The following is a 26,835-nucleotide window of genomic DNA, read 5'->3' as shown; positions in this document are numbered from 1 at the left end:
GTGAGTGAGTCTAGTAAAGTATTCGAAAAAGATTTTGTAGAAAAATTATTGCCGCAAAAGTTTCCTTTTGTAATGGTAGACAAAATGTATGATTATACGGAAACATCATTGGTTTCTGGGTTTACAATACAAAAAGACTCTATTTTTTTTCAGGATGGAAATTTCGTGGAATCGGGCTTGATTGAACATATTGCACAATCTATCGCTTTGCATACCGGGTACCAATTTTTTTTAAAAAATGAGCCGGCACCCACTGGTTATATCGGTTCAATTAAAGATGTTGAAATACGACAACTCCCAAAGCTTGGTGACGAAATACAAACAACGGTTTCAATTCTTCAAGAATTTGCAGGTATTACTTTAGTCGATGCGGTTACAAAATTGAACGATATTGTAATTGCTGCCGGTCAGATGAAAACAGTTTTGGCTAAATAACTTAGAACACCGTGAATAATAAAGAAACCTCAAATCCAGTTGATATAAAAAAATATCTGCCACATCGTGCTCCGATGCTGATGGTGGATTTGATTTTGGAAATGGATGATGAAAAAGTGGAAACCTTTTTTGAAATTAAAACAGACAATATATTTCTAGAGAATGGTTTTTTTACAGAATCTGGCTTAGTGGAAAATATGGCTCAAACCTGTTCATCCGTAGTCGCCAAAGATTATTTTATTGATGAAAATTATAATGATAAGGAGGATGTGAATGTAGTTGGTTTTATTAGCGGTATCAAAACATTAAAAATTCATGCCTTGCCACAAGTTGGCAATGTTATTTATACAAAAGCTCTGTTAGTATCCAAATTTATTACAGAATCCTATAGTTTGTGTACCATGAAATGTCAAACTTTTAGAGCCGATGAATTGCTCTTGGAAGGTGAGATTACATTATTTATTCAAGAAAATAAATCATAGTAATATAATATGAAAAAAGACGAAGTACCACAGGACAAAGGAAAACTTACCGAATTGGTTTATGCTACCGATGAAAAGGGAAATTATATTACTACATTGAGCACAGGTTGGGAGCCCAAAGCTATTGCGTTATCAAACTCTATTGAAGAAATTAGTGAGCGAATTGCAATTGCAAAAGCACAGGTAGAAAATAATGAAGTGAGTCCCATTTGTTATTATATGGAATTCTGCAGAATGGATATTGGAGTGCTTTCCAGTTATGTTGGTATGTGGCAATGGCGTGTAAAAAGACATTTCAAACCCAAAGTTTTTGCAGGATTAAGTGATTCTACTCTGAAAAAATATGCGGACTCATTCAATATTACTATCGAAGAATTGAAAAATTTTAAAACAAATTAATGGAAACAAATTTTGCACATCACCAATCGGCCCATTGTGAGAATGGAGTTGCTTCCAATTTGTTAAAACATAACGGATTGAACATTAGTGAACCTATGGTTTTCGGGATTGGTTCGGGACTTTTCTTTGTTTATTTGCCTATTTTGAGAGTGAATTATGCTCCTGCGATTAGTTATAGACCCATGCCTGGTTCCATTTTTAATAAGGTTGCCAAACGTTTGGGATTAAAAATAAAAAGACAAAAATTTTCTAGCGAAGCTAATGCTATTAAAGTATTGGACGAAAATTTAAAAAACAATATTCCTTCCGGATTACAGGTGGGAGTGTACAATTTAACGTATTTTCCAGATGAATACCGTTTCCATTTTAACGCCCACAATTTGGTGGTTTATGGAAAAACGGATACTGATTATTTAATCAGCGATCCTATTATGGAACACGTGACTACCTTGACGCATGAGGAGTTGAGAAAAGTGCGCTTTGCCAAAGGTGCCTTTGCTCCAAGAGGACAAATCTATTACCCAATTCAGGTTCCTGTCCATGTCGATTTGAAAGGAGCGATTATTAAGGGAATAAAAGACACCTGTAGTAATATGTTGGCTCCAGTACCAATTATTGGTGTTCGGGGAATACGACTTGTAGCCAAGCTGATTAAGAAATGGCCTGTAAAAGAAGGAACTAAGAAAGCCAATCATTATTTGGCTCAAATAGTTAGAATGCAGGAAGAAATAGGTACTGGTGGAGGTGGTTTTCGATTTATATATGCAGCATTTTTGCAAGAAGCAGCTGTTATACTTGGAAATGACGAACTACAAACTTTATCATTGGAAATGACCGAAATTGGTGATTTATGGAGAGATTTTGCTGTAGAAGCTTCCCGTGTTTATAAAAATAGAAGTACCAAAGTGGATGTTTACAATTTACTTTCGGATGAGCTTTTGGCTATTGCCGATAGAGAAGAAGTGTTTTTTAAGAAGTTGAAAAAAGCAATAAGCTAAAAAAGTACTGCCATTTTGAAATCCATTATCCAAATATCAAATCTGTCCAAAATATACAAAGATTCCGAAATGTATTCTTTGGATGATTTTTCTTTGGATATAAAAGAAGGTGAAATTTTCGGTTTACTTGGACCAAACGGTGCTGGAAAAACCACTTTGATTTCGATTCTTTGCGGGTTGATAAAACCTACTTCTGGTTCATTTACAATTGATAATTTGGTTTATGCTAAAAACGCAAATGAAATCAAAAAAATAATTGGTGTAGTACCACAGGAATACGCTTTGTATCCAACTTTAACAGCTAGAGAAAATTTACTGTATTTTGGAAGCATGTACGGTTTAAAAGGGAATGATCTTAAAGAAAAAGTTATTGATAGCCTCGATTTTTTGGGGCTATTGAAATTTGCAGACAAGCGTATAGAGACTTTTTCGGGAGGTATGAAACGACGTGTGAATTTGATTGCCGGAATTCTACATAATCCCAAAATTCTTTTCCTTGATGAACCAACCGTAGGTGTCGATGTGCATTCCAAAAATGTTATTATTGCCTACCTTAAGGAACTTAATAAAAAAGGGACTACCATTATTTATACTTCACATCATTTATCGGAGGCGCAGGATTTTTGTACCAATATTGCTATTGTTGATAGAGGTATTATTTATGCCGAAGGAACGCCAAAGGATTTAATTTCTGCTACAGCAAATGCCAGAAACCTGGAAGATGTTTTTATTTCATTAACCGGAAAAGAATTGAGAGATGTTATATAAACTTTGGATGTCTGTTTATAAAGAATTCCTGTTGTTGAAACGGGATATGGGAGGTGTAGTGACGCTGTTTTTGATGCCTTTGGTATTAATCATAGCAGTTACGCTTATTCAAGATCAAGACAGTACTTATAAAAAAGGGAATAATGCCAAAATTCAAATTCTTTTGGTTGATTATGATAAAGGAAATGTCTCCAAAACAATTTTTGATAATTTAAAAAAGAGCAACGTTTTTAGTGTTGTTACCACCATAGATAATACACCAATTACGGAGGCTGTCGCCAAAGAAGCCGTTTTTAAAGGGAAATACCAGTTGGCTATTGTTATTCCGTCTCATTTAAGTACCGATTTGCAGGCCAAGATTGATCAGAATGTCCAAAAGATAGTTAGTAGTTTGGGCTTTGTTGATTCTTTGACAACAAAATCAAATCCTAAATTGGTTAATCAAAAAGAAGTAAAACTCTATTTTGACCCAGCTGTTCAGCTGAGTTTTAAAAGTAGTGTGATGAATGGGATTGACAAAATGATTTCTCAAATAGAGACCAAATCAATCTATACTACTTTTCAAGAGCAATTAGGGGAGGATGATACTAAATTTGAACAAAAAAGTTTTATTACCTTCAAAGAGATTGTTCCTAAAATCAACAACAAAGATATCACTCCAAATTCTGTGCAGCATAATGTTCCTGCTTGGACACTTTTTGCAATTTTTTTCATTGTGATTCCTTTGTCAATCAACATGGTGAAAGAGAAAACACAAGGAACTTTTATTCGGTTGCGAACCAATCCTGTTTCCAATAGGATTGTTTTGGCGGGTAAAACAGTAATGTATTTAATCATTTGTTTGATTCAGTTTTATATGATGGTTGCCGTTGCTATATTTTTGTTTCCACATTTAGGGTTACCGGCGCTTAATATAGAAGGGCATATTATTTTGATGAGTGTGGTTGCTTTGTTTTCGGGTTTAGCGGCGATAGGATTCGGTATTTTATTGGGAACCATTGCCAAAACACAAGAACAATCAGCTCCTTTTGGTGCTACTGCAGTGCTTATTTTAGCAGCAATTGGGGGAGTTTGGGTTCCTGTTTTTGCAATGCCCAAAATAATGCAAATCATTGCGCAATCCTCACCAATGAACTGGGGACTGGAAGCATTTTATGATGTACTTTTGCGCAACGCAACATTTTGGGATTTGGTTCCAGAATTATTTTTATTATTTTTATTTTTCGTAGTTACCACAACATTAGCATTGCTGTATGATAAGAAGAAAAGAGCTGTATAAAGAGGCAACCGAATTGACCGTTTCTGAAGAGATACGGGTGCGATTTAATGAAACTGACCCGCTTGGAATAGTGTGGCACGGCTATTATATTACCTATTTTGAAGATGGAAGAGAAGCTTTCGGCCGCCATCATGGAATTTCCTATTTGGATATTGCTGATAGCGGCTATACTACTCCCATTGTAAAATCGACTTGTGAACATAAATTATCGCTTCGTTATGGCGATGTGATTCGTATAGAAACCACTATTGTTGATACGCCAGCTGCCAAAATGATTTTTAGATACAGAATATTTGATGCCAAAAATGAAATTGCCTGTACTGGAGAAACCGTTCAAGTTTTTTTGGATAATCAAGGCGAATTAATGTTGACGAATCCTCCATTTTTTGAAGAATGGAAGCGAAAAGTAGGTTTGATAAAAGAATGATAAAAGAAGTATATATAACCGAAACGAATTGCATTACACCCATTGGGTTTGATGTGGCTTCCAATATAAAAAATATTGGTAATGAAGTTTCTGGTATTCAATTGCACGATAAACCAATGTTGTTTAATGTGCCATTTTATGCTTCTATAATTAATGATGCCGATTTGGATTTGGCTTTCGCCAAAGTGACTTCGGACAAGAACTATTCCAGATTGGAGAAAATGATGATTTTGGCTTTAGATCCAATAATCAAAAAATCTAAAGTTATTTTAAATGATCGAACTGCATTTATACTTTCTACCACAAAAGGAAATGTTACTGCATTAGAAAATCAAAATATAGAACCAGCATATTTGGATCAATTAGCAAAAACAGTAGCTGATTTTTTCAAGTTTAAAACAGAACCTATTGTAGTTTCAAATGCTTGTGTTTCCGGAATATTAGCGGTTTCAGTAGCAAAAAGATTGATTCAGTCGGAGATGTATGACAATATATTTATAGTGGCTGGAGATGAAGTTTCGAAGTTTATTTTGTCTGGATTCAATTCTTTTCAGGCGATGAGTGATTTACCATGCAAACCGTATTCAATAAACAGAACAGGAGTTACATTGGGAGAAGCTGCAGCAGCAGTTTTGGTTTCTTCAAGTAAAGAAAATGCAAAAATAAAAGTTCTGGGGGATGGCTCCATCAATGATGCAAATCATATTTCTGGGCCATCGAGAACAGGGGAAGGGCTCTATAGAAGTATTCAAAGTGCTTTGGCAGAAGCCAAAATAAATAGTAATCAAATTGATTATATTTCGGCTCACGGTACTGCAACTCCTTTCAATGACGAAATGGAAGCTATAGCTTTGAATAGATTAGGACTTGAAAATGTTCCGCTCAATAGTCTTAAAGGATTTTATGGACATACATTAGGGGCTTCGGGATTGTTGGAAACTGTTATCGGAATTCAATCGGCACAAGGAAATAAATTGTTTGTTTCACTGGGTTTTGATACCATTGGAGTGAGCCAGCCGATTAACATAATTAAAAAAAACGAGGATAAAAGTATTCGCTTTTTTCTAAAAACAGCATCAGGTTTTGGAGGTTGTAATACGGCAGTTATATTCGAAAAAGTAAACTAATGGCAGCAAACAGAACCTATATACAATCTTTTTGTACGATTCAGAATAATCAGGTTTTACTGAATGGTGAAGTTGTTTTTAGCACGGAACCAACCGCATTTTCTGATTTTTCAAAGAAAACGTACCAGCATTTGGAAATGAATTATCCTAAGTTTTTTAAAATGGATAATTTGAGTAAATTGGCTTTTTTGGGAGCGGAATTACTTTTGAAAACAGAAAGTAATGCTTCAATAGAAAATAATACTGCATTGGTATTTGCGAATAAATCATCAAGTTTGGATACTGATGTGAAATATCAAAATTCAATTTCTGATCCAGAAAATTATTATCCAAGTCCAGCTGTCTTTGTTTATACGCTGCCTAATATATGTTTGGGGGAAATTAGTATCAAGCATCAATTGAAAAGCGAAAATTCTTTCTTTATATTTGTGGATTACAACCCCGTATTTATGGAGAAATACAGCAATATACTTTTGGAAACCCAAAAGGCAGATAAAGTATTATGTGGCTGGGTTGAATATTATAATGAAGATTACAAAGCTTTTCTGTATTTAGTGGATAGGAAAGGCGAAATAGAACACAATCAAGAAATATTAAAAAAACTATACAATCAATAATTATGGAAGCATTAAAGCAAGAATTAAAAAGTAAAATCATTGAAGTTTTAAACTTAGAAGATATAGCAATAGCAGATATAAACGATGATGATGCCTTATTTGGTGACGGATTGGGACTTGATTCTATTGATGCATTGGAACTTATTGTGATGCTTGATAAAGATTATGGAATTAAATTAGTTGACCCAAAAGAGGGGAAAACTATTTTTAAATCTATAGAAACGATGGCTGGATATATCGCTGAAAATAGAACGAAATAATTAGAATGAGCTTTGTCAAAGTTTAAAATTTTGACAAAGCTTGTTGAACAAGATAGCTATGAATAAAGGCATCGCCATAACAGGAATGGGTATTATTTCTTCAATCGGGAATTCGGTTGAGGAGAATTACAATGCATTGTTGAATAGTCAAGCAGGAATTACCACTATCGATAATATAACGACGGTACATGTTGATGTAATAAAGGTTGGTGAAATAAAGAAAACCAATCAGGAGTTAGTTGAAGAATTGCAATTAGGGAAAGACAATAATTTTTCCAGAACGGCTATGCTAGGCACAATTGCTGCCAAACAAGCTGTAAAAAATGCCGGCATAACTTCGATTAATGAATACAGGACAGGATTGATTTCGGCGACGAGTGTGGGTGGAATGGATATGACGGAACGCTATTACCACGAATATTTTGATAATCCCGACGTTATAAAATACATTAGCAGTCATAATGCCGGTGATAATACCGATAAAATTGCTAATGAATTAGGACTAAAAGGTATGGTAACTACGATTAGTACTGCCTGTTCTTCTGCTGCAAATGCTATTATGCTGGGTGCTCGATTAATAAAATCGGGTAAATTGGATCGTGTTATTGTAGGAGGAACAGATTCTTTGTCCAAGTTCACTATTAATGGTTTTAAAACGCTTATGATTTTGTCTGATGGTTATAATAAACCATTTGATAATAACAGAAACGGTTTGAATCTTGGTGAAGCTGCTGCTTATTTGGTTTTGGAATCGGAGGAATTGGTTAAAAAAGAAAATAAAAAAGTATTGGCACGAGTTTCCGGTTATGGAAATGCAAACGATGCTTTTCATCAAACTGCTTCTTCAGAAAATGGTGATGGCGCTTTTTTGGCAATGGAAAAAGCTTTTAAAATTGCCCAATTACAACCAGAACAAATTGATTATATCAATGTTCATGGTACCGCAACTCCCAACAATGATTTGTCCGAAGGTAGAGCCATAGCTCGATTGTTTGGTGAAAATAAAGTACCGGATTTTAGTTCAACAAAGCCTTTTACGGGGCATACTTTGGCTGCTGCTGCTGCTATTGAAGCGGTTTACAGTGTTCTGGCGATTCAGAATAATGTGGTTTTCCCAAATCTGAATTTTAAAACACCAATGGAAGAATTTAATTTGCTGCCACAAACTACTTTAAAACATAAAAACATAGAACACGTACTTTCTAATTCTTTTGGATTTGGAGGGAATTGTTCGACTCTTATTTTCTCTAAAAGCGAATAAGGAAAACTATTAAATAGACACGAATTTGCTTCGCCTGTTCGCTGTCGCTCGTGTCACAAATTAGCACGAATTTAAAAGCTTAGCTCAGTTCGTGTAATTAATTTCACTAACCAATTCGTGTGAATTAGTGCAATTTGTGTCAACTTTTTTTAGATAAATAATAAATGGTGTAAATGAAAAAAACATATATCAATGGATTAGGTTGTATTTCGGCACAAAAAACGTTCGATACTGTTTTTTTGGAAGAAGCAGAATTAAACGAAAATGATACTATTTTATCCTTAAAAACTCCCGTTTATAAAGATTTTATATCCCCTGTAGCTATTCGAAGAATGGCAAAAGGAGTCAAAAATGGAATTGTGGCTTCCACTCTTGCCTTGAGAGAAGCCCAATTAGAAACCGTTGATGCAATTATTACGGGAACAGGAATGGGATGTATCGAAGATTCTGAGAAGTTTTTGAAAAACATATTGGATAATGGCGAACAATTCTTGACACCTACTTCTTTTATTCAATCGACACACAATACGGTTGGAGGTCAAATTGCTTTAGGAATGCAATGTAAAGCTTATAATTTGACGTATGTTAATGGTTCTGTTTCTTTTGAATCGGCTCTTTTTGATGCCAAAATGATGATTGAAGAAGAAGATGCTTCAAGCATATTGGTTGGAGGAATTGATGAAACTGCTGATTATACCATGTCATTGTTTAAATTGGCTGGATTTATAAAGAAAGAAAATGAAAGTCCATATTCGATTTTAGAGTCAACTACAAAAGGTGTTGTTTTGGGTGAAGGCGCCACTTTTTTTGTTTTAGAAAACAAAATAAAGGATAATACGATTGCAGAAGTTTTGGATGTTGAAATCCTTAATAAATTAGACGTAAAAGAAATTGAAAATAAAATCATTTCATTTCTGGCTTCCAATAGTTTAGGAATTGCGGATATCGATGCTGTTGTGTTAGGATATAATGGCGATGTTGACTCTGATTTATATTATAAAAATCTGTCTAATGCTACTTTTGCTAAAACACCACAAGTATATTACAAGCATTTAAGCGGTGAGTATGATACTGCTTCGGCATTTGGATTATGGGTTGGAACCAAAATTATCCAAACTCAAAAGATTCCTGATATTGTAAAGCTAAATGCGTTGGATAAACAATCCTATAAAACTATTCTTTTGTACAATCAACGCAACGGAATTGAACATAGTTTCACTTTAATTTCGAGCTGTTGAAACATAAAATAGTAACAGTTTTTTTTATTTTGGTTCTAATACTGCTCGCTTTAGTAAGCTTTTTTACAGTGGTAGAAATCAAGTATTTTGTGTTTGTTGGTTGTCTTTGGTTCTTGATTGTATTTTTGGGTTCTTCGTATATTGGATCCAATTATCATGTCAAAGCCTACTGCGGTAATCAATTGGAAACCGAAAAAAAAGTTGCCATAACATTTGATGATGGACCGCATGAAATGACGTTGTTGGTTTTGGATGTTTTGAAAAAACACAATGTCAAAGCTACTTTTTTTTGCATTGGAAAAAATATAGAAGCACATCCTGATATTTTAAAGAGAACAATAGAAGAAGGACATACAGTTGGGAATCATTCGTATGGTCATTCACCTTTTTTTGACTTTTACAGAAAAAATCAAGTGATTGCAGAAATTGAAAAAACGGATGCTTTGATTGAATCTGTTTTAGGAAAAAAGACAATACTATTTAGACCGCCTTACGGTGTTACGAATCCTTCAATTCGAAGAGCACTAGCGGTTACGGGACACAAGACGATTGGTTGGAATATTAGATCTTTGGATGGAGTTTTCAAAAAAGAAGATTTTCTTTTAAACAGAATTATAAAAAGGATTAAACCTGGAGGAATTGTACTTTTACACGATACATCGATTCAAACGGTAAATGTATTAGACCAATTGTTATCGTTTTTGCAAACAAATAATTACACCGTTGTTCCGTTAGAAGAACTCTTGAATATAAAAGCTTATGAAGATTAAAATTTTTCTGTTACTGATTTTTTTGAATGTTTGCCTTTTTGAATCTTTCGCTCAAGAACAAAAAATGAGCGAAAGTGAAATTGCAGTATTCAAACAATCTGTTGCAGTTATATCCAAAAAAATCAAGACATTAAACTCTGATTTTGTTCAATACAAGCATCTTGATTTTTTGTCAAAAGATATTGAAACCTCTGGGAAAATGATTTTTAAGGAGCCTAATTTATTGCTTTGGCAGTACAAAAAACCATACAATTATTCGATAGTTTTTAAAAACGGAAAAATATTGATTAATGATGAAGGGAAGAAAAGTGCTGTAGATATTGGGAACAGCAAATTATTTGGGAAAATCAACAAACTGATTGTGGGAAGTGTGAGTGGTGATTTATTTGATGACAAGGAGTTTTCGATTTCGTATTTTAAAAATAAAGATCAAAATGTTACCAAGTTTATTCCAAAAGATGCGACTCTCAAAAAATACATTAAGCAAATTGAATTGACTTTTGACAAAGATGACGCTACAGTTGTTCAGGTTAAATTATTGGAATCATCTGCAGATTTTACCCGAATTGTATTCAAAAACAAAGTAATAAATGCCAAAGTCGATGAAGCTTCTTTTACAAATTAGCAGTATTCTGGTTTTTGTTTTATCATCCTGTTCAACCAATAAAGTGGTACAAGATTATAAAAGTGCACCTTTAGAGAAAACGTCTTTGGAAGTGCCTTATTTTGCTAATCCCACAATGGATTATGTTTATAAAGCAAACATAACGGTTTATGGAAATGAGTTAACGGGTATTTTTATTGCCAAGAAAATAAATGACACCACACATAGAGTGGTGTTTACGACTGAATTCGGAAATAAATTGATGGATTTTGAAATTTCCGAGAGTGATTTTAAAGTTAATTTTATTTTGGAAGAGTTAGATAGAAAGATATTGATAAACACTTTAACTAATGATTTTAGGTTGCTTTTGCGAAATCATTATGATGTTAGTGAGCAGTTTGAGAATAATGAAGATAATGTTTTTATGGCATTAGATAAAGATAAAATGAATTATCTATTCGTATCAAAAACTACAAATAAATTGAGTAAAATTGTAAATGCTTCAAAAAGAAAAGAAATAATAAACCTCTTTTATACTTCGGAAAAAGATATTTTTGCTGAAAAGATTGTTATTGAGCATCAAAACATAAAATTAAAAATAGAACTGAATTATTTTAATCAATAAGCCAATTAACTATTATGAGCTGGACCAATAAAATAACTAAAGGAATACTGATTTTATTTTTTGTTTTTTTTGGAATTGTACAAGCAGAAGCTCAGGTGAGTTTTAAACCGGGATTTAGGGGAGGTGCCAATTTTAGTCATTTTACTAAAGGGAATAATTATTATGCAGATCCTTTTGATCCCAATCCTAGTCTCCCAAATATTCACTATGAATCCAAAACGGATTTTTATATTGGTTTTTATGGAGCAATAAAATTGTCTAAATTTTATACGTTGCAGCCTGAGATTGATTATTCGGGTCAAGGTTCAAATTATAGATCATCTACCAATAGTGCTGACTTGGATGTGGATTATTTATCTTTTGAAGTTTTGAATAAATTTACTTTTGCCGATAGAATTAATGTTCATTTTGGACCAACACTTGATTTTGTAACCAATAAAAACTTCAACACGGATGCCAATGTGGATATGGCTTTTGTTTTGGGATTAGGTTTCAATTTCACACCAAATTTTGGAATAGAGGGGAGAGTGAAAAAAGGAATTATTCCAGTGTTCGATTTTAGTGATAATCATACCAATGTGGTATTTTCGATAGGAGGAACTTATACTTTTGATGTAAAATAAAGCTATGTTATTAAAAAATTTTTATAAAATAATTTCATTGGAAAACACTGCCGATTCTAAATATAAGGCAGTGATTCTAATCAACGAGGATCATGATGTTTTTAAAGGACATTTTCCTGGAAACCCCATAATGCCTGGTGTTTGTATGATGCAAATTATAAAAGAGCTGACTGAGCAAATTACAGGCAGTTCTTTGTTTATGCAATCATTATCCAATGTGAAATTTATGGCATTGATTAACCCATTTCAAACCCCAGAATTACTTTTGGAATTGGATGTTACCATTACAGAGGACAATTTGGTTAAAGTTAAAAATGTGAGCTATTTTGATGAAACCATTGCTTTGAAATTGAGCAGTGTTTACAGAAAAGTTTAGCATGTAAACGCAGTTAATTTTAATTTATAAAAATGAAAACTACCTTTTTAGCCTTTTTTTTATTCGTTTTCAGCAATCCTTCTATCACTGAAATCAGAAAATTATATGTTGCTGTTCTCAGTTCTGAAAGTAATGCAAAAGAGTTTGCGGCAAAGTTGCATGAGGTCGGCAAAGAGGACAATAAAACCTTGGTAGCCTACAAAGGGGCTTCTTTGGCTATCCTTTCAAAATTGGAAAAAAAAGCTTCGGATAAATCCAAGAAATTCAAAGAAGGTTCTAGCTTGATTGAATACGCTGTTGCAAATGAACCCAACTCAATAGAAATAAGAATGATCCGATTGAGCGTTCAGGAAAATGTGCCAAAGATTGTTAATTATAGAGGGAATAAAAAGGAAGACAAAAAGTTTTTATTGGATCATTATAAAGAACAATCGAGTGCTTTGAAAACCTATATTGGTGATTTTATAACACAATCAAAAAGTTTTACAGCTGCCGAAAAACAATCAATCAAATAGTTAAAGAATAGCGTAAATGAATACTAGCTTTCCCGAAATGGTAGGTTTTGAACAATACAAAGTTTGTGTTATTGTGCCGACATACAATAATCACAAGACTTTAAAACGTGTTTTAGATTCGGTTTTGCAATATACTTCCAATGTAATTGTGGTCAATGACGGTTCTACGGATACCACCGCTCAAATTTTGGAAACCTATCCCAATTTGGTACAAATTTACCATTCCAAAAACAGCGGGAAAGGAATGGCGATACGCAACGGTTTCAAAAAAGCTTTGGAATTAAATTACAATTATGCCATCACCATAGATTCAGACGGACAGCATTTTGCTTCGGATATTCCTAGTTTTATTGAGACTTTGGAAACAAATTCCGATGAACTATTGATAGGTTGCCGAAATATGACCGGGGAGAATATCCCTAAAAAAAGCAGTTTTGGTAATAAATTTTCTAATTTTTGGTTTTGGTTTGAAACCGGAAATAAGCTCGAAGATACCCAATCAGGATTTAGAATGTACCCTTTACGAAAAATTCCTAGGCATTATTTCACTAATAAATTTGAGTTTGAAATCGAAGTTATTGTGCGTTCGGCCTGGAAAGGTATTCCGGTCAGGAACATTCCAGTTCAGGTTTTGTATGACCCAGAGGAACGGGTTTCCCATTTTAGGCCTTTCAAAGATTTTACCCGAATTAGTATTCTAAATACGTTTTTGGTTACCATTGCCTTGATTTACATAAAGCCGAGAGATTTTTTTCGGAAACTAAAAAAAAAAGGACTTAAGAAATTTTTCCTTGAAAATATATTAGAAAGTAGTGATTCGAATGGACGAAAAGCATTTTCAATCGCATTGGGCGTTTTTATCGGGATTTCTCCTTTTTGGGGATTTCAAACGATTTTGGTTTTGTTTTTGGCAGTTTTGCTGAAGCTGAATAAAGCCATTGCTTTTGCTTTTTCGAATATCAGTTTTCCGCCTTTCATTCCGTTTATCATTTATGGGTCATTGCAAATAGGAAGCTATTTTATTGTGAGCGATAAACCTTTGTTTTTGAGTATGGATATGACTCTTGCCGATATTCAAAAAAACATTACCCAATATGTTGTTGGAAGTTTTATCTTAGCTACTTTGACAGCTGTTTTGTTTGGTCTTACAGGTTATTTGCTTCTCACTTTGGCGGATAATTTTAAAAATAAAAAATAGCCTATGAGCAATTTTCTTTACGATTTATATGCATTTATGACCAAGCGGAAATTCCTTTCTGCAGGTTTGGTAATCGCTGTAGCTTTGTTTTTGGGGTTCTTTGCTTCCAAATTAACATTTCAGGAAAATATAAATCAATTGATTCCCTCCAATGATAAATCGGGAGTGACTTCAAAAGTGTTGAATCAGGTTAATTTTGCCGATAAAATAACTATCATCATTTCAGCTAAAGGCAATGGTTCACCCGAGAATCTGACGGAATATGCTAATGTCTTCATCGATAGTTTAGATGCTAATTGCAAACCTTTTGTTGCCAAAGTGCAGGGCAAAATTGAAGAAGAAAATATTCAGGAAACGTTTGATTTTGTATATGCCAATCTGCCTCTTTTTTTGAATCAAAAAGATTATGAACAAATTCAGAATAAATTACAAAAGGACAGTATTGCCAACAGTATTGCCTCCGATTATAAATCCATAATTTCTCCTGCGGGATTGGTTTCCAAAGATTTTATTCTTCGGGATCCTCTTGGAATTTCGTTTATTGCCTTGAAGAAATTGCAGCAACTGAGTGTTGGTGATGATTTTGCGCTGCATAACGGATTTATATTGAGCAAAGACAAGAAGAACTTATTACTTTTTGTGACTCCCAAGTTGGAAACAAATGAAACTGACAAGAACACCATTTTTATCCATAATTTGGAGAAAATCAGAACGAATCTGAATGGACAGTTCAAAGGTAAAGTGGAGATGACTTATTTTGGGGCGACGCCTGTGGCTGTAGCCAATGCGACCCAAATCAAATCCGATGTACAAAATACTTCTATTTTTGCCGGAGTTACGTTGATTATAATTTTGGCTTTTTTCTACAGAAATCTGTCAACTCCGATTATTATTTTTATTCCGTCTTTGTTCGGAGCTCTTTTTGCTTTGGCCGTTTTGTATTTCACTAGAGGCAGTATTTCAGCTATTTCGTTGGGAATAAGCTCTGTTTTGTTGGGTGAAACCACCGATTATTCAATATATGTTTTAACGCATTTGAGGAATAAAAAAGATGTGAAATTACTCTACAGAGACATTACAAAGCCCTTGTTGCTTTGCGGTATTACAACATCGATTACGTTTTTGTGCCTTTTTTTTATCAAATCCGAAGCTTTGCAGGATTTAGGAATTTTTGCGTGCTTGAGCGTGGTTTCGACATCTGTTTTCTCCTTGATTTTAATACCGATTTTGTACAGGTCAAATTCCAAGATATTTATTCCAAAGCCAAATTTCATTGACAAGCTTGGCGCTTATTCGTATCATAAAAATAAATTTTTGGTAGCCTCGGTGCTATTGCTGTTGGGCGTTTCGTTTTTTACTTATTCGAAGGTTACTTTCAATAATGATCTTTCGGCTCTGAATTTTATGACTCCCAAATTGAAAATGGCCGAAAAACAATTGGAGCATATAGCCAACAGTGATTCGTCAAAATCCATTTATTTGGCTACTTACGGAAAGAGTTATAATGAGGTTGTGGCCAATAATAATCAACTTTTCAAAACACTGCAAAAGGACAAAAAAGATAAAGAAATCTTGAATTTCAGTTCGATTGGTGGGATTGTTTTTTCTGCCGAAGTTCAAAAACAAAAAATCGCGGATTGGAATGTTTTTTGGAACTCCCAAAAAAAATCAAATCTAACGCAGGCTTTAATCAGCGAAGGAAATCAATACGGTTTTAAGGCGACTACTTTTGATGGTTTTTATGAATTGTTGAACAAGAACTTTAGTCCGATTACGATTCAAGAATACCTCAAAGTAAAATCCTTTTTCCTCGATGAGTTTATTGCCCAAAAAGATGGCTTTTATACTATTTCGACTTTAGTAAAAGTACCTAAAGTAAAAAGGGATGCCTTTGTAAATGAAATAAAAAAACAACCCAATTTGGTTGTTATAGATAGACAACAAACGAATGAAACTTTTCTAGGAACACTAAAAACAAGTTTTGAAGACCTAGTCAATTATTCTTTTATAGCCGTGTTTTTTGTGCTGTTATTTTCTTTTCGAAAAATAGAATTGGTTATTATTAGCATCATTCCGATACTTATAAGTTGGGTTTTTACCATCGGTCTTATGGGAATGTTCGGATTGCAGTTTAATGTATTTAACATCATTGTCTGCACTTTGATTTTTGGAATAGGAGTGGACTACAGTATCTTTATGACATCGGCTTTGCAAAAGGAATATACTTTTGGAAAAATAGAATTGCCAAGCTACAGAACCTCCATTATATTGTCTGTTGCAACCACATTTTTAGGGACTGGAGTACTTGTTTTTGCGAAACATCCAGCCCTGAAATCCATTGCTTTGATCGCTATTATTGGTATATTTTCGGCAATGTTAATTACTTTTATTCTGCAACCGTTGGTATTTCATTTCTTCGTGACCAATCGGGTGAAAAAAGCAAAAGCTCCTTATGAAATAAGACGGTTGTTGCACTCGGCGTTTTCATTCACTTACTTTGGTTTGGGAGGATTTGTATTGGGAATTGTCAGTGGGATTTTGATGAAAATTATACCTTTTTCCAAAAAATCAAAATTGAGAATTTTTCATTATATCTTGTCAAAGTTTATGAAATCGGTCTTGATGAGTTATCCTTCGATAAGACGAAAAATAGTAAATAGTACCAATGAAAAATTTGATAAGCCAGCCGTAATTATTGCGAATCATAGTTCCTTTTTGGATATTTTGGCAGTGGGATTGTTGAGTCCAAAAATCATTTTTTTGGTTAGCGATTGGGTTTATAATTCGCCCATTTTTGGAAAAGGAGTTCGTTTGGCCGGTTTTTACCCAGTTTCAAGCGGAATGGATAATGGAGTAGAGCATTTACGAGACAAGGTTGAACAAGGATTTTCCATTATGGTTTTTCCCGAAGGAACGCGATCAGAAGACAATTCGATAAAACGTTTCCATAAAGGTGCTTTTTATTTGGCTGAACAGTTAAATTTGGATATTATTCCAATTGTAATTCACGGCTATTCTGAGGTTTGTCCAAAAGGGGATTTTATCCTCAATGGCGGGCATACCACCACATCTATTTTGAATCGAGTTTCACCTGATAATCCTGATTTTGGAAACAATGTAGCAGAGCGAACCAAAAAAATAAGTACTTTCTTTAAACAGGAATACAGAAAGATGCGTTTGGATTTAGAAGATCCTGATTATTTCAAAGCAAAGCTAGTGAACAGTTATGCATACAAAGAACCTCAGGTTATACAAACAATAAAAGCAGATTTAGAACAACATTTGGATTTGTATTACAACTTGAATAAATGGATTGACACTAAAGCTCGAGTACTACATTTTGCCAATGATTATGGTCAGTTGGATATGCTGATTACTTTGCAGGAACCACTTAGAAAAATTGATTCCGTTATTGTTTTGAACGAAAACAGAGCGGTTGCCCAATCGAATTATATTGTAAAGAAAAGAAAGATTCAGTATTTAAGTCCAACTGAGCCGATTGTTCCGAACAGATATGATGTTGTCTTGATTTCGGATGAAAATGCTGTTGTTAGTTTGGAAACAATTTGTAATTTGGCTACAACGGTTATTTTGCTGAAAGCAAGTGATTTAAAAGAAGTGGTTTTGAATTTAGGATTTGATGTTGCTATTGCTATTGAAAATTTGAGTGTACTAAAAAAGAAGTTTTAATGAAGATGAAAAAACACTATGACGTGGTTGTAATAGGAAGCGGTTTGGGCGGACTCGTTTCAGCTGTCATTTTGGCCAAAGAAGGCTATAGTGTTTGCGTTTTGGAAAAAAACAATCAATACGGAGGAAATTTGCAGACCTTCGTGAGGGACAAGACCATTTTTGATACCGGAATTCATTACATCGGAGGATTGAGCGAGGGACAAAATTTATATCAATATTTCAAGTATATCGGAATTATGGATAGCTTGAATCTCAAGAAAATGGATGAGAATGGATATGACATGATTTCTTTCGAGAATCATGAGCAAGAATTTCCCCATGCACAAGGATATGATAATTTTAGAAAACAACTGACCCAGTATTTTCCTGAGGAAAGAGAAGCCATAGAAAAATATTGCGAAGCAATAGTAAGCACTTGTGATGGATTTCCGCTTTATAATTTAAGAACGGAAGGAAAATATGACAGTGATATTTTGGAAATAAATGCCAAAGAGTTCATTGATGGATTGACCGAGAATAAAGTATTGCGTGCTGTTTTTGCAGGAAGTAACTTTTTATATGCGGGAATGGGGGACAAATCGCCGTTTTATGTCCATGCATTGACGGTGAATACGTTTATGCAAAGTGCTTGGCGTTGCATTAACGGTGGAAGTCAAATAACAAAACAGTTGATAAAAGAATTGAAGAAGTACGGAGGCGTAGCTTTTAAATATAAAGAAGTTTTTGAGTTAAGTGTTGCTGATAATGCTGTTACAAAAGCAAAAATAAAAGACGGACAAAGTGTTTCTGCGCAATATTTCATATCGAATATTGAACCTAAAACCACATTGAAAATGGCTGGCGAAGACCATTTTAGGAAAGCTTTTGTCAATCGGGTTTCGAGTTTGGAAGGAGGTGTTTCGGCTTTTAGTCTGTATATCGTTTTTAAACCGAAGACTTTTAAATACCTGAACCGGAATCATTACCACTTCAGGAATACTGAGGACGTTTGGACCGCTCAAGACTATACCGAAGAAACTTGGCCAAAAGCATTTCTGGCTTCGGCGAATGCCACCAAAAAGGAAGATGGTTGGGCTGAAGGAATGACTTTTATAGCGTATATGAAATTTTCGGATGTAGAGGCTTGGAAAGATACTTTCAACACAATTGCTGAAGAAAAGGAGAGAGGCGAAAGTTATGAAGCTTTTAAAATTCGTAAAACAGAACGTTTTCTCGAAGAAATAGAGAAGAAGTTTCCCGGAATTGCAGCGTGTATAAAATCGGTGCATACATCGACCCCATTGTCATACAGGGATTATATTGGCGGTCATAACGGCAATATGTACGGTTATGAGAAAGATTCCAATAACCCAATGAAAACTTTTATTCCCTCCAAAACAAAGTTGGATAATCTTTATCTAACGGGTCAAAGCATTAACATGCATGGTGTTCTAGGAGTAACGATTGGAGCCGTTGTTACCTGCTCGGAGATTGTGGGCAGGGAATATTTAGTCAACAAAATTAATCAAATGACGGATTGATGATAAATTGAGGTGCATGAAGAAATATATTGTACATATTGTTTTCATCGTTTTGGCTTTTGTGGCCGCATCTTGTGGTACTTCAAAATCAATGCACCATCAACCGGAAATAACAAGTTTTAATAACACCATTCCCGTTGTAACAAAACAATCCAACACTACTTTTTACACCGGCAATAATTTTTTACTCAAAAACAAACAAAACTTATGGGAGCTCTATGTTGAAGGCGATCCGTTGGAACGCGGTTTGGCAATTGGGAGTTTGACCGATTCTTTATTAAAAAAGCAAGAGCATGTTTTTTTTGATAGAGTAGATGTTTTGATTCCATCCAATTTTAAAAAGAATTTGATGATACGCTTTTTACATTGGTATAATCGAAAATTATATTTGAATGTTGACAATGAGTATCAAACCGAAATCTACGGGCTTTCCCAATATGCACCAAAGAATTTAAATTATATTGCACCAAATTTCTTAAGAGATATGTACTTGCACGGGGCCCATGATATTGGTCATGCCGTTCATGATCTGGCTTTGGTAGGTTGTACTTCTTTTGCAGTTTGGGGAAATAAAACGGAAGACGGGGACTTAATCCTCGGTAGAAATTTTGATTTCTATGCAGGTGATGCTTTCGCAAAAGATAAAATAGTGGCCTTTATCAATCCAAAAGAAGGATATCCGTTTATGATGGTAACCTGGCCGGGAATGATAGGCGTTTGCTCGGGTATGAACTCCGAAGGATTGACGCTGACAATCAATGCCGGAAAATCCAAAATTCCGTTGAGTGCCAAAACGCCCATTTCAATAGTGACACGGGAAATATTGCAATACGCCAGAACTATTAACGAAGCAATTGCAATAGCTAAAGCGAAAAAAGTATTTGTTTCCGAATCAATTATGGTGGGAAGTGCCAATGACAATAAAGCCGTATTGATAGAAATTGCACCGGATAATTTAGGAGTTTTTGAGGTTTCGAATGGTAATCAGTTGGTTTGCTCCAATCATTTTCAAAGTGATGCTTTAAAAGAAAATGAGCGAAATAAAGACCAGATTAAAAACAGTCATTCCCAATATCGTTTTGATCGAATGACTCAATTACTGGATGGGAACCCCAAAATAACTCCTGAAATTGCTGTTGACATACTCCGAAATAAAGAAGGATTGAATAATCAGCCTTTGGGATACGGGAACGATAAAGCATTAAACCATTTATTGGCACATCACGGAATTGTGTTTCAACCTTCAAAAAGATTAGTTTGGGTATCTTCGAGTCCCTATCAATTGGGTGAATTTGTCTGTTATGATTTGAATGCCATTTTTAAAAACAGAAAAGTAAATGACAGTATAGTTTCATTAGAAGATGAAACTAGAAATATTGCCAAGGATCCATTTCTAGAAACGATTGCCTATCAAAACTATGAGCAGTTTCGGATTGAGGATAAAAAAATGGATTTGTTTTTGGAAATGAAACAGGATTTACCTTCAGATTTCATTGGAAATTATCAATCTTTAAATCCTGATTATTGGGTTGTTTATTATAAAGTAGGATTGTACTTTTATCAAAATAAAAAATACGTTTTGGCTCAAGAGCAATTTGAAAAAGCATTGACCAAAGAAATCACTACGCTTCCTGAAAAAGAAGAGATTACCAACTATTTAAAGAAAATAAAAAGAAAACGATAATGATTCCAAAGATAGAAATAGCGACTACAGCCGAAATAAAATCGTTTCAGGAACAAAAATTGGCAGAACTTTTGCGCTATGTGAATGTCAATTCCCCTTTTTACAGTTCCCTTTTTTCTAAAAACAATATTGATATTACCAGTATAAAAACAATTGAGGATTTGACTCAGTTGCCAGTTACCACCAAAGAAGATTTGCAAAAACACAATGATGATTTTTTATGTGTTCCAGCCCATAAAATTATTGATTACGCCACTACATCTGGAACTTTGGGTGATCCGGTTACTTTTGGGTTAACCGACAGTGATTTGGACAGACTGGCTTATAATGAAGCGATTTCGTTTGATTGCGCAGGCATAAAAGAAGGTGATATTGTGCAGCTGATGACGACAATTGATCGTCGTTTTATGGCAGGATTGGCTTATTTTTTAGGTCTTCGAAAAATGAAAGTGGGTGTCATCCGTGTGGGTGCCGGAATTCCAGAATTGCAATGGGATTCCATTTTAAAATACAAACCGACTTATTTAATTACGGTTCCTTCCTTTTTGCTAAAAATGATTGAATATGCCGAAAATCATAATATTGATTTCAATAATTCCAGTGTTAAAGGCGCTATTTGTATTGGTGAATCTCTTAGAAACCAAGATTTCACAATGAATGCATTGTCCAAAAAAATATCGGATAAATGGAAAATTAAATTGTTCTCCACTTATGCTTCCACAGAAATGAGCACAGCCTTTACCGAATGTGAGCACGGAGTAGGTGGGCATCATCATCCCGAATTGATTATTGTGGAAGTATTGGATGAAAATAACAATCCCGTAAAAAATGGTGAGTCAGGGGAACTAACGTTTACTACTTTGGGAATAGAAGCGATGCCTTTGGTTCGTTTTAAAACGGGAGATATTGTTCAGCTTCACACTGATCCTTGCCAATGTGGACGCAATACATTGCGAGTTGGCCCTGTTATCGGAAGAAAACAGCACATGATAAAATACAAAGGAACCACTTTGTACCCACCTGCAATGCACGATGTTTTGAATGATTTTGATACCATAGAAAGCTACATCATTGAAATTGCTACCAATGATTTGGGAACAGATGAGATTCTGATAAAGATTGCGGTAAAAGACCCAACCCCAATTTTTCTGCAGGAATTAAAAGATCATTTTAGAGCCAAATTGCGTGTAACTCCCAAAATTGAATTCACTACGAATGAAGTATTAAGACCTATTATTTTCAATCCTATGAGCCGAAAACCAATTCATTTTTTTGACAATAGGAAGAGTGTTGTTTAATAGTTTTTTGGGAATAATTGCAAAAATTCAAAATACTTCACTTTAGCCCCGGTAGCAGTGGAAATCCTTTTGTGCCGGTGTTCGGTACAAAAGATTGCAACGAATTGCTTCGCCAGTTCGGCTTTCAGCCTCGTGTGCGGGACCCATGCCTGCTAAAAATGCCTAATTTTTCTGCTCTAAAAAAATCTAACAGAACTCAGGTTAATGATAGTTTTTCTGTACAAACTGATACGTATTAATACCCATTATACGGTCAACGATTTCTTCTGGATCAATTCGGTTATGATTTTGAGTTAAGTTGCTTGGGAAGTCTTTCCTGTAGTTATGGGCCTGTATTAAGAGGTAATCCGAAAGAGTAGGGTAGTTTTCTACCGTCCAATATCCGTTGAGAGGATTAATCATTCCATCAAAATCACTGCCAAGGCTTTGAATTCCCCAAGCAAAAAGACCTTTGGAGTCCAATAATTCGGCAATATGTTGTATTTGTCTCCAGATTAAAACGGAAGAATGAAATAAAACTTTTCTTCTTTCAAGACGATGTGATTTTTTTAATTCAGCATCTCCAGCTGCGACGATGCGTCTTTCGTCAAGTTGTATGCCAAATAAACCGTTGGTTTCAGCGATTTTAATTATTTCATCATCATAAAAATTAATGTCTTCCTGAAGAAATAAATGTTTGTCTTTTTCATTGCCAATTACAGCGCCATGACTGACAATTATAGGGATTTCCTCGTTTTTATATTTTGTTTCCAATAGGTGAAAATATTCAAGTCGTGATTTCCTACTCATGTGTTTAATGTCAATCAGAATTCTTTTGTTATTGGAGTTGTCCAGCAACTTTTCAACAACTGACAAACCTAGTTGAGTAAATCCCTCGTTCATGCCGTGACTTTGGTCTGTAGCTTTTTTGACAATACCCGTTAAACTTTTGGCATGACCGCATAATTCGTTGTAAAAGTGATGCGTTAGTGTGATAAATACAGGACGATGTTCCCAGTTTTTGACTTTATCTACATTGGTAAGAACCTGTTTTGGGTCGGCAGGATTCGTTTTTGGTTTTATTCCTGTTCCAAACGCATGAGCACCTTCAATGGTGATAAATACAGCTATTGAGCTTACTTTTTTATCATTAATAGCATCTTGATTCAGAATCGCATCTAGGTGAGTTGCATTTTTCGCAAGTGTATATTGATAGTTTGCCCGATCCGCAAGAGTAACTATTTTTCCATCTAATTGTTTTAGATAATGGTATTCATTTTCAAGATCAATAAAGTAATCGGTGATAGATTGAATATAATCAATCCTGTTTTTACCGACTGAGGTTATGAAATTCAAAAGCATATCGTTGAAGTCTCCTGTTTTTAGCTTGTTGTCAAAGAAACTTCGTTCCATGGGATACAATGAGGCAAATACAATTCCGGTGTTGCCAAAACCCATTGCCGAAAAATTACTCTGCCGGTATTTTACGATTCCGCCTAAAAGATCGATGAGTTTTTCAAAAAGATTGGGAGGATCATAATACCAAATGGAACTATTGGAAAGTGGATTTTGGCTATTTTCTTTCGATGGGAAGCTATGTCCATAGGATTTCATAGTGGGGTGAATGTGAATGTCTGCAAAGTATTTCATGCTTGATTATTTTAAGAATTTATACTGTTTGTCGTCTTATACTTATTTTTATGATGAATCAAGATGGTATCAATTTATAAATAGACACTTCCGCAAATGGAGAATAGCTAATTCAAAAACGGATTTTTTGATATTGGTAAATAGTATTTAAATGTAGTTTTTTTTTTTATTATTAAACAATATTTTAACTGATAATGAGGTAGTTGTAGTTTTGTGAGTAAAATTGTTTAACTTAAGTCCTCAATCTTGAATCCCGCTTTTTGAACGGTATCTATAATTTCGCTTTTGGAAATACCATTGGATATTACAGATAGAATTTTATCTCTATTAGTTGTATCCACAGTCCAAGTTTCAATACCGTTGGTAGTATCCAGAACAGGAGTTACTTTGGCTACACAGCCAGCACAGTTTATGTTTGTTTTAAAAATAAAAGTTTCTTTTTCGTTTGATCTAGTGTTCATTGTTGATTTAATTTATTGTTGTTTTTAATTTTTTCAGTCTCAGAGTTGCTTGTCACTATTTACCAATCACTAAAGGCTAAATTATTTTTTCCATTTTAATCTAAGGCTGTTGCTCACTACGCTTACGCTGCTCAGGGCCATAGCCGCTCCGGCAATCATCGGATTCAGAAGAAATCCATTGATGGGATACAAAATACCCGCCGCTATCGGAATACCGATGACATTATAAAACAAAGCCCAAAACAGGTTCTGTTTAATGGTCGCAACGGTTTGTTTGGATAGTTTTATGGCTTCAGGAATTTTGTTAAGGTCAGATGAGATGATGGTCATTTTTGCCACATCCATAGCAATATCACTTCCTTTTCCCATCGCAATGCTCACGTCGGCTTGCGCCAAAGCGGTACTGTCGTTGATTCCGTCTCCGACCATCGCCACAATCTTTCCTTCGCTTTGCAATTGTTTTATGAAAGCTGCCTTTTGCTCAGGTAAAACCTCGGCTTTATAGTTGGTGATACCCGTTTTATGTGCAATGGACGCAGCCGTAGCTTCATTGTCACCAGTAAGCATATAAATCGCGATTCCCGATTCCTGTAATTGCTGAATAGCCTCAATAGACGTTTCTTTAATTTTATCAGCAATGGCAATTACGGCAATCGAATGACTATCGTTCGAAAACCAAATTACTGTTTTCGATTCGGCACTCCAATGATTGGCTTTTTCAATAAGTACTTCTGAAAGCGAAATATTCTTTTCGAGCAATAGTTTTTGGTTTCCAACCAAATAGATTTTGCCAGCTACGCTTGCAGCTACTCCTTTTCCTGTAATGCTTTCAAAATGCTCCAAGGCAATACTGTTATTGTTATCAAAATGTTTGATTACGGCTTGCGCCAAAGGATGTTCAGATTGCTTTTCGATACTAACCAAAATTTGTTTTAGAACTGTAGTTTCTTCAATCCACTGCGAATCGGTTACAACTGGTTTGCCTTCGGTGATGGTTCCCGTTTTATCGAGAACAATTGCATTCACTTTTTTGGACAGTTCCAAACTTACGGCATCTTTAATCAAGATTCCTTTTTCGGCACCTTTACCAATTCCGACCATAATCGCGGTTGGAGTGGCCAAGCCTAAAGCACAGGGACAGGCAATCACCAAAACAGTAGCAAAGGCTATTAATCCTTGAGAAAAACCATTTTCTCCGCCTAAAATAACCCATGAAGCAAAAGCAACCAAGGCTATAACAATCACGATAGGAACAAAAATTCCCGCTATTTTGTCAACCAGTTTTTGAACCGGAGCTTTGCTTCCCTGTGCTTCCTGCACCATTTTGATGATATTGGCTAGCATCGTTTCGGAACCTACTTTTTCGGCTCGGAATTGAAAACTTCCTTTTTGGTTAATGGTACCTGCATACACCTTTTCGTTCTCTTTTTTCAGGAGCGGAACGTGTTCGCCACTCAGCATGCTTTCGTCCACATAGGAATTACCTTTGATAACAACTCCGTCTACTGCAATTTGTTCTCCTGGTTTTACAAGAATGATATCTCCTTGCTTTACTTTGTCGATTGAAATCGTGTTTTGTTGTTCGTCGCTGGTAATAATGGTTACCGTTTTGGGCTGTAATCCCATCAGTTTTTTAATGGCCGATGAAGTGTTTCCTTTGGCTTTTTCTTCTAGTAATCTTCCTAACAGAATGAAAGTAATAATTACTGCCGCCGCTTCAAAATATACGTGGGCATGCAAACCTTTCTCATGCCAAAAATGAGGAAACAAAGTATTGAATACGCTAAAAATATACGCCACACCTGTTCCCAATGCCACCAGCGTGTCCATGTTGGCCGAACGATGTTTGGCCTGTTTCCAAGCTTTGATGAAGAAATTTTTTCCAAACCAAACCACAACAGGAGTCGATAAAACCCACATAATTTCGTTGGCATACGGAATATTCATAAAAAACATTCCAATTACAACCACGGGTAACGTTAATAATCCAGCCCAAAATGTTTTTATTTTCAGTTGGCTGAATTTTTTTTCGTGTATTTCTTCCAGCGTTTCGGTCTGTTTACTGTCTTCATCGATGAGTAAATCATAACCTGCCATTTGAACTGCGTTCTTGATTTCGACAACTGAGATGATGTTCGGTAAATATTCAATTGCTACAGTTGCAGTAGCAAAATTGACCGATGCGTTAACTATTCCGGGTTGAATTTGTATAGCCGTTTCCACTCCGATAGCACAGGAAGCACAAGACATTTCTAGAACTGGAAACGTTTTCTTTACGGTGGTCACGCCTTCCTGAGGAATGGATGATGTTTTATCTGTAGGGGTTGTCATTTTTGTATTTGTTTTAATTTACAAAACAAAGTTCAGTAGATAATCATCTAAAAAGTTACAACTTTTTGTGAAAGAGTTACATGACTTTGGAGCGTTTTAATTTGAGCATTATTGGAAGGGGACGAAATAGTGAAATTGTTTCCTCTTACTAAGGCTTTTTAAATCAAGTTCTCGCAAAGGCGCGAAGGCGCGAAGTTTTGAATCCTTTTTCTTTGCG

The 26,835-nt window shown here is 35.0% G+C and carries 26 protein-coding genes; 23 read left to right on the top strand and 3 right to left on the bottom strand.

Annotated features, from left to right (window positions below):
* The 23 genes from B0E44_RS04895 to B0E44_RS04785 all read left to right on the top strand — a co-directional run bounded on the left by B0E44_RS04895 (position 1) and on the right by B0E44_RS04785 (position 22,197).
* Positions 1-435 carry a hypothetical protein gene (locus B0E44_RS04895; RefSeq protein ID WP_077371077.1) on the top strand — a complete coding sequence of 145 codons (435 nt, stop codon included), beginning with the start codon at positions 1-3 and terminating at the stop codon, positions 433-435.
* 11 nt (positions 436-446) lie between these two features.
* Complete coding sequence (locus tag B0E44_RS04890) at positions 447-917, top strand: ABC transporter permease (protein ID WP_254423251.1); 471 nt, start codon at positions 447-449, stop codon at positions 915-917.
* Positions 918-926: 9 nt separating this feature from the next.
* Entirely contained in the window at positions 927-1,316 is a 390-nt protein-coding gene (locus tag B0E44_RS04885) for a hypothetical protein (RefSeq protein WP_077371076.1), read from the top strand.
* On the top strand, positions 1,316-2,314 hold the full coding sequence (locus B0E44_RS04880; RefSeq protein ID WP_077371075.1) for a BtrH N-terminal domain-containing protein: 999 nt from the start codon (positions 1,316-1,318) through the stop codon (positions 2,312-2,314). The genes B0E44_RS04885 and B0E44_RS04880 overlap by 1 nt, the downstream gene beginning before the upstream one ends.
* A gap of 69 nt (positions 2,315-2,383) precedes the next feature.
* Positions 2,384-3,082, top strand: coding sequence for an ABC transporter ATP-binding protein (locus tag B0E44_RS04875; RefSeq protein WP_077371074.1), 699 nt, complete (start codon positions 2,384-2,386; stop codon positions 3,080-3,082).
* Positions 3,072-4,361 (top strand): ABC transporter permease, encoded by a 1,290-nt coding sequence (locus B0E44_RS04870; protein ID WP_077371073.1) that lies wholly within the window; start codon positions 3,072-3,074, stop codon positions 4,359-4,361. Before B0E44_RS04875 ends, B0E44_RS04870 begins: the two co-directional genes overlap by 11 nt.
* Entirely contained in the window at positions 4,336-4,788 is a 453-nt protein-coding gene (locus tag B0E44_RS04865; RefSeq protein ID WP_077371072.1) for a thioesterase family protein, read from the top strand. Before B0E44_RS04870 ends, B0E44_RS04865 begins: the two co-directional genes overlap by 26 nt.
* Positions 4,785-5,915, top strand: a complete 1,131-nt coding sequence (locus tag B0E44_RS04860; RefSeq protein WP_077371071.1) for a beta-ketoacyl synthase — start codon at positions 4,785-4,787, stop codon at positions 5,913-5,915. Before B0E44_RS04865 ends, B0E44_RS04860 begins: the two co-directional genes overlap by 4 nt.
* Positions 5,915-6,532 (top strand): 3-oxoacyl-ACP synthase, encoded by a 618-nt coding sequence (locus tag B0E44_RS04855; protein WP_077371070.1) that lies wholly within the window; start codon positions 5,915-5,917, stop codon positions 6,530-6,532. Before B0E44_RS04860 ends, B0E44_RS04855 begins: the two co-directional genes overlap by 1 nt.
* A 2-nt stretch (positions 6,533-6,534) precedes the next feature.
* A complete protein-coding gene (locus B0E44_RS04850) occupies positions 6,535-6,792 on the top strand; it encodes a phosphopantetheine-binding protein (protein ID WP_077371069.1) in 258 nt (85 codons plus the stop codon).
* 58 nt (positions 6,793-6,850) lie between these two features.
* Complete coding sequence (locus tag B0E44_RS04845; RefSeq protein WP_077371068.1) at positions 6,851-8,053, top strand: beta-ketoacyl synthase; 1,203 nt, start codon at positions 6,851-6,853, stop codon at positions 8,051-8,053.
* Positions 8,054-8,226: 173 nt separating this feature from the next.
* Positions 8,227-9,291: a beta-ketoacyl synthase chain length factor gene (locus B0E44_RS04840; protein ID WP_077371067.1), complete on the top strand. Its 1,065-nt coding sequence runs from the start codon at positions 8,227-8,229 to the stop codon at positions 9,289-9,291.
* Positions 9,288-10,061 carry a polysaccharide deacetylase family protein gene (locus tag B0E44_RS04835; protein ID WP_254423250.1) on the top strand — a complete coding sequence of 258 codons (774 nt, stop codon included), beginning with the start codon at positions 9,288-9,290 and terminating at the stop codon, positions 10,059-10,061. Before B0E44_RS04840 ends, B0E44_RS04835 begins: the two co-directional genes overlap by 4 nt.
* Positions 10,051-10,686, top strand: coding sequence for an outer membrane lipoprotein carrier protein LolA (locus B0E44_RS04830; protein ID WP_077371065.1), 636 nt, complete (start codon positions 10,051-10,053; stop codon positions 10,684-10,686). The genes B0E44_RS04835 and B0E44_RS04830 overlap by 11 nt, the downstream gene beginning before the upstream one ends.
* Positions 10,664-11,290 (top strand): hypothetical protein, encoded by a 627-nt coding sequence (locus tag B0E44_RS04825; RefSeq protein ID WP_254423249.1) that lies wholly within the window; start codon positions 10,664-10,666, stop codon positions 11,288-11,290. Before B0E44_RS04830 ends, B0E44_RS04825 begins: the two co-directional genes overlap by 23 nt.
* Positions 11,291-11,304: 14 nt before the next feature.
* Positions 11,305-11,913: an outer membrane beta-barrel protein gene (locus B0E44_RS04820; protein ID WP_077371063.1), complete on the top strand. Its 609-nt coding sequence runs from the start codon at positions 11,305-11,307 to the stop codon at positions 11,911-11,913.
* Between the two features lie 4 nt (positions 11,914-11,917).
* Positions 11,918-12,289, top strand: a complete 372-nt coding sequence (locus tag B0E44_RS04815; protein WP_077371062.1) for a 3-hydroxyacyl-ACP dehydratase — start codon at positions 11,918-11,920, stop codon at positions 12,287-12,289.
* 32 nt (positions 12,290-12,321) lie between these two features.
* Complete coding sequence (locus B0E44_RS04810) at positions 12,322-12,804, top strand: hypothetical protein (RefSeq protein WP_077371061.1); 483 nt, start codon at positions 12,322-12,324, stop codon at positions 12,802-12,804.
* Positions 12,805-12,820: 16 nt separating this feature from the next.
* A complete protein-coding gene (locus B0E44_RS04805) occupies positions 12,821-14,002 on the top strand; it encodes a DUF2062 domain-containing protein (RefSeq protein WP_077371060.1) in 1,182 nt (393 codons plus the stop codon).
* A 3-nt stretch (positions 14,003-14,005) separates the two neighbouring features.
* A complete protein-coding gene (locus B0E44_RS04800; protein ID WP_077371059.1) occupies positions 14,006-17,692 on the top strand; it encodes a 1-acyl-sn-glycerol-3-phosphate acyltransferase in 3,687 nt (1,228 codons plus the stop codon).
* A gap of 5 nt (positions 17,693-17,697) precedes the next feature.
* Entirely contained in the window at positions 17,698-19,215 is a 1,518-nt protein-coding gene (locus tag B0E44_RS04795; protein ID WP_077371124.1) for an NAD(P)/FAD-dependent oxidoreductase, read from the top strand.
* Between the two features lie 16 nt (positions 19,216-19,231).
* A complete protein-coding gene (locus tag B0E44_RS04790) occupies positions 19,232-20,899 on the top strand; it encodes a C45 family peptidase (RefSeq protein ID WP_077371058.1) in 1,668 nt (555 codons plus the stop codon).
* A complete protein-coding gene (locus B0E44_RS04785) occupies positions 20,899-22,197 on the top strand; it encodes an AMP-binding protein (RefSeq protein WP_077371057.1) in 1,299 nt (432 codons plus the stop codon). The genes B0E44_RS04790 and B0E44_RS04785 overlap by 1 nt, the downstream gene beginning before the upstream one ends.
* Before the next feature lie 201 nt (positions 22,198-22,398).
* Here the strand turns inward: B0E44_RS04785 and B0E44_RS04780 are convergent, their stop codons facing one another.
* The 3 genes from B0E44_RS04780 to B0E44_RS04770 form a co-directional block, all read right to left on the bottom strand.
* Positions 22,399-23,826: a membrane dipeptidase gene (locus B0E44_RS04780; protein WP_077371056.1), complete on the bottom strand. Its 1,428-nt coding sequence runs from the start codon at positions 23,824-23,826 to the stop codon at positions 22,399-22,401.
* Between the two features lie 227 nt (positions 23,827-24,053).
* Entirely contained in the window at positions 24,054-24,287 is a 234-nt protein-coding gene (locus tag B0E44_RS04775; protein WP_077371055.1) for a heavy-metal-associated domain-containing protein, read from the bottom strand.
* 81 nt (positions 24,288-24,368) lie between these two features.
* Positions 24,369-26,618, bottom strand: a complete 2,250-nt coding sequence (locus tag B0E44_RS04770) for a cation-translocating P-type ATPase (protein WP_077371054.1) — start codon at positions 26,616-26,618, stop codon at positions 24,369-24,371.
* Positions 26,619-26,835: the final 217 nt, after the last annotated feature.

This window comes from Flavobacterium sp. A45 (assembly GCF_002001005.1).
Lineage (GTDB): Bacteria > Bacteroidota > Bacteroidia > Flavobacteriales > Flavobacteriaceae > Flavobacterium.
Note: the sequence above shows the minus strand (reverse complement) of the source record. Positions and strands in the feature narration are given on the sequence as shown.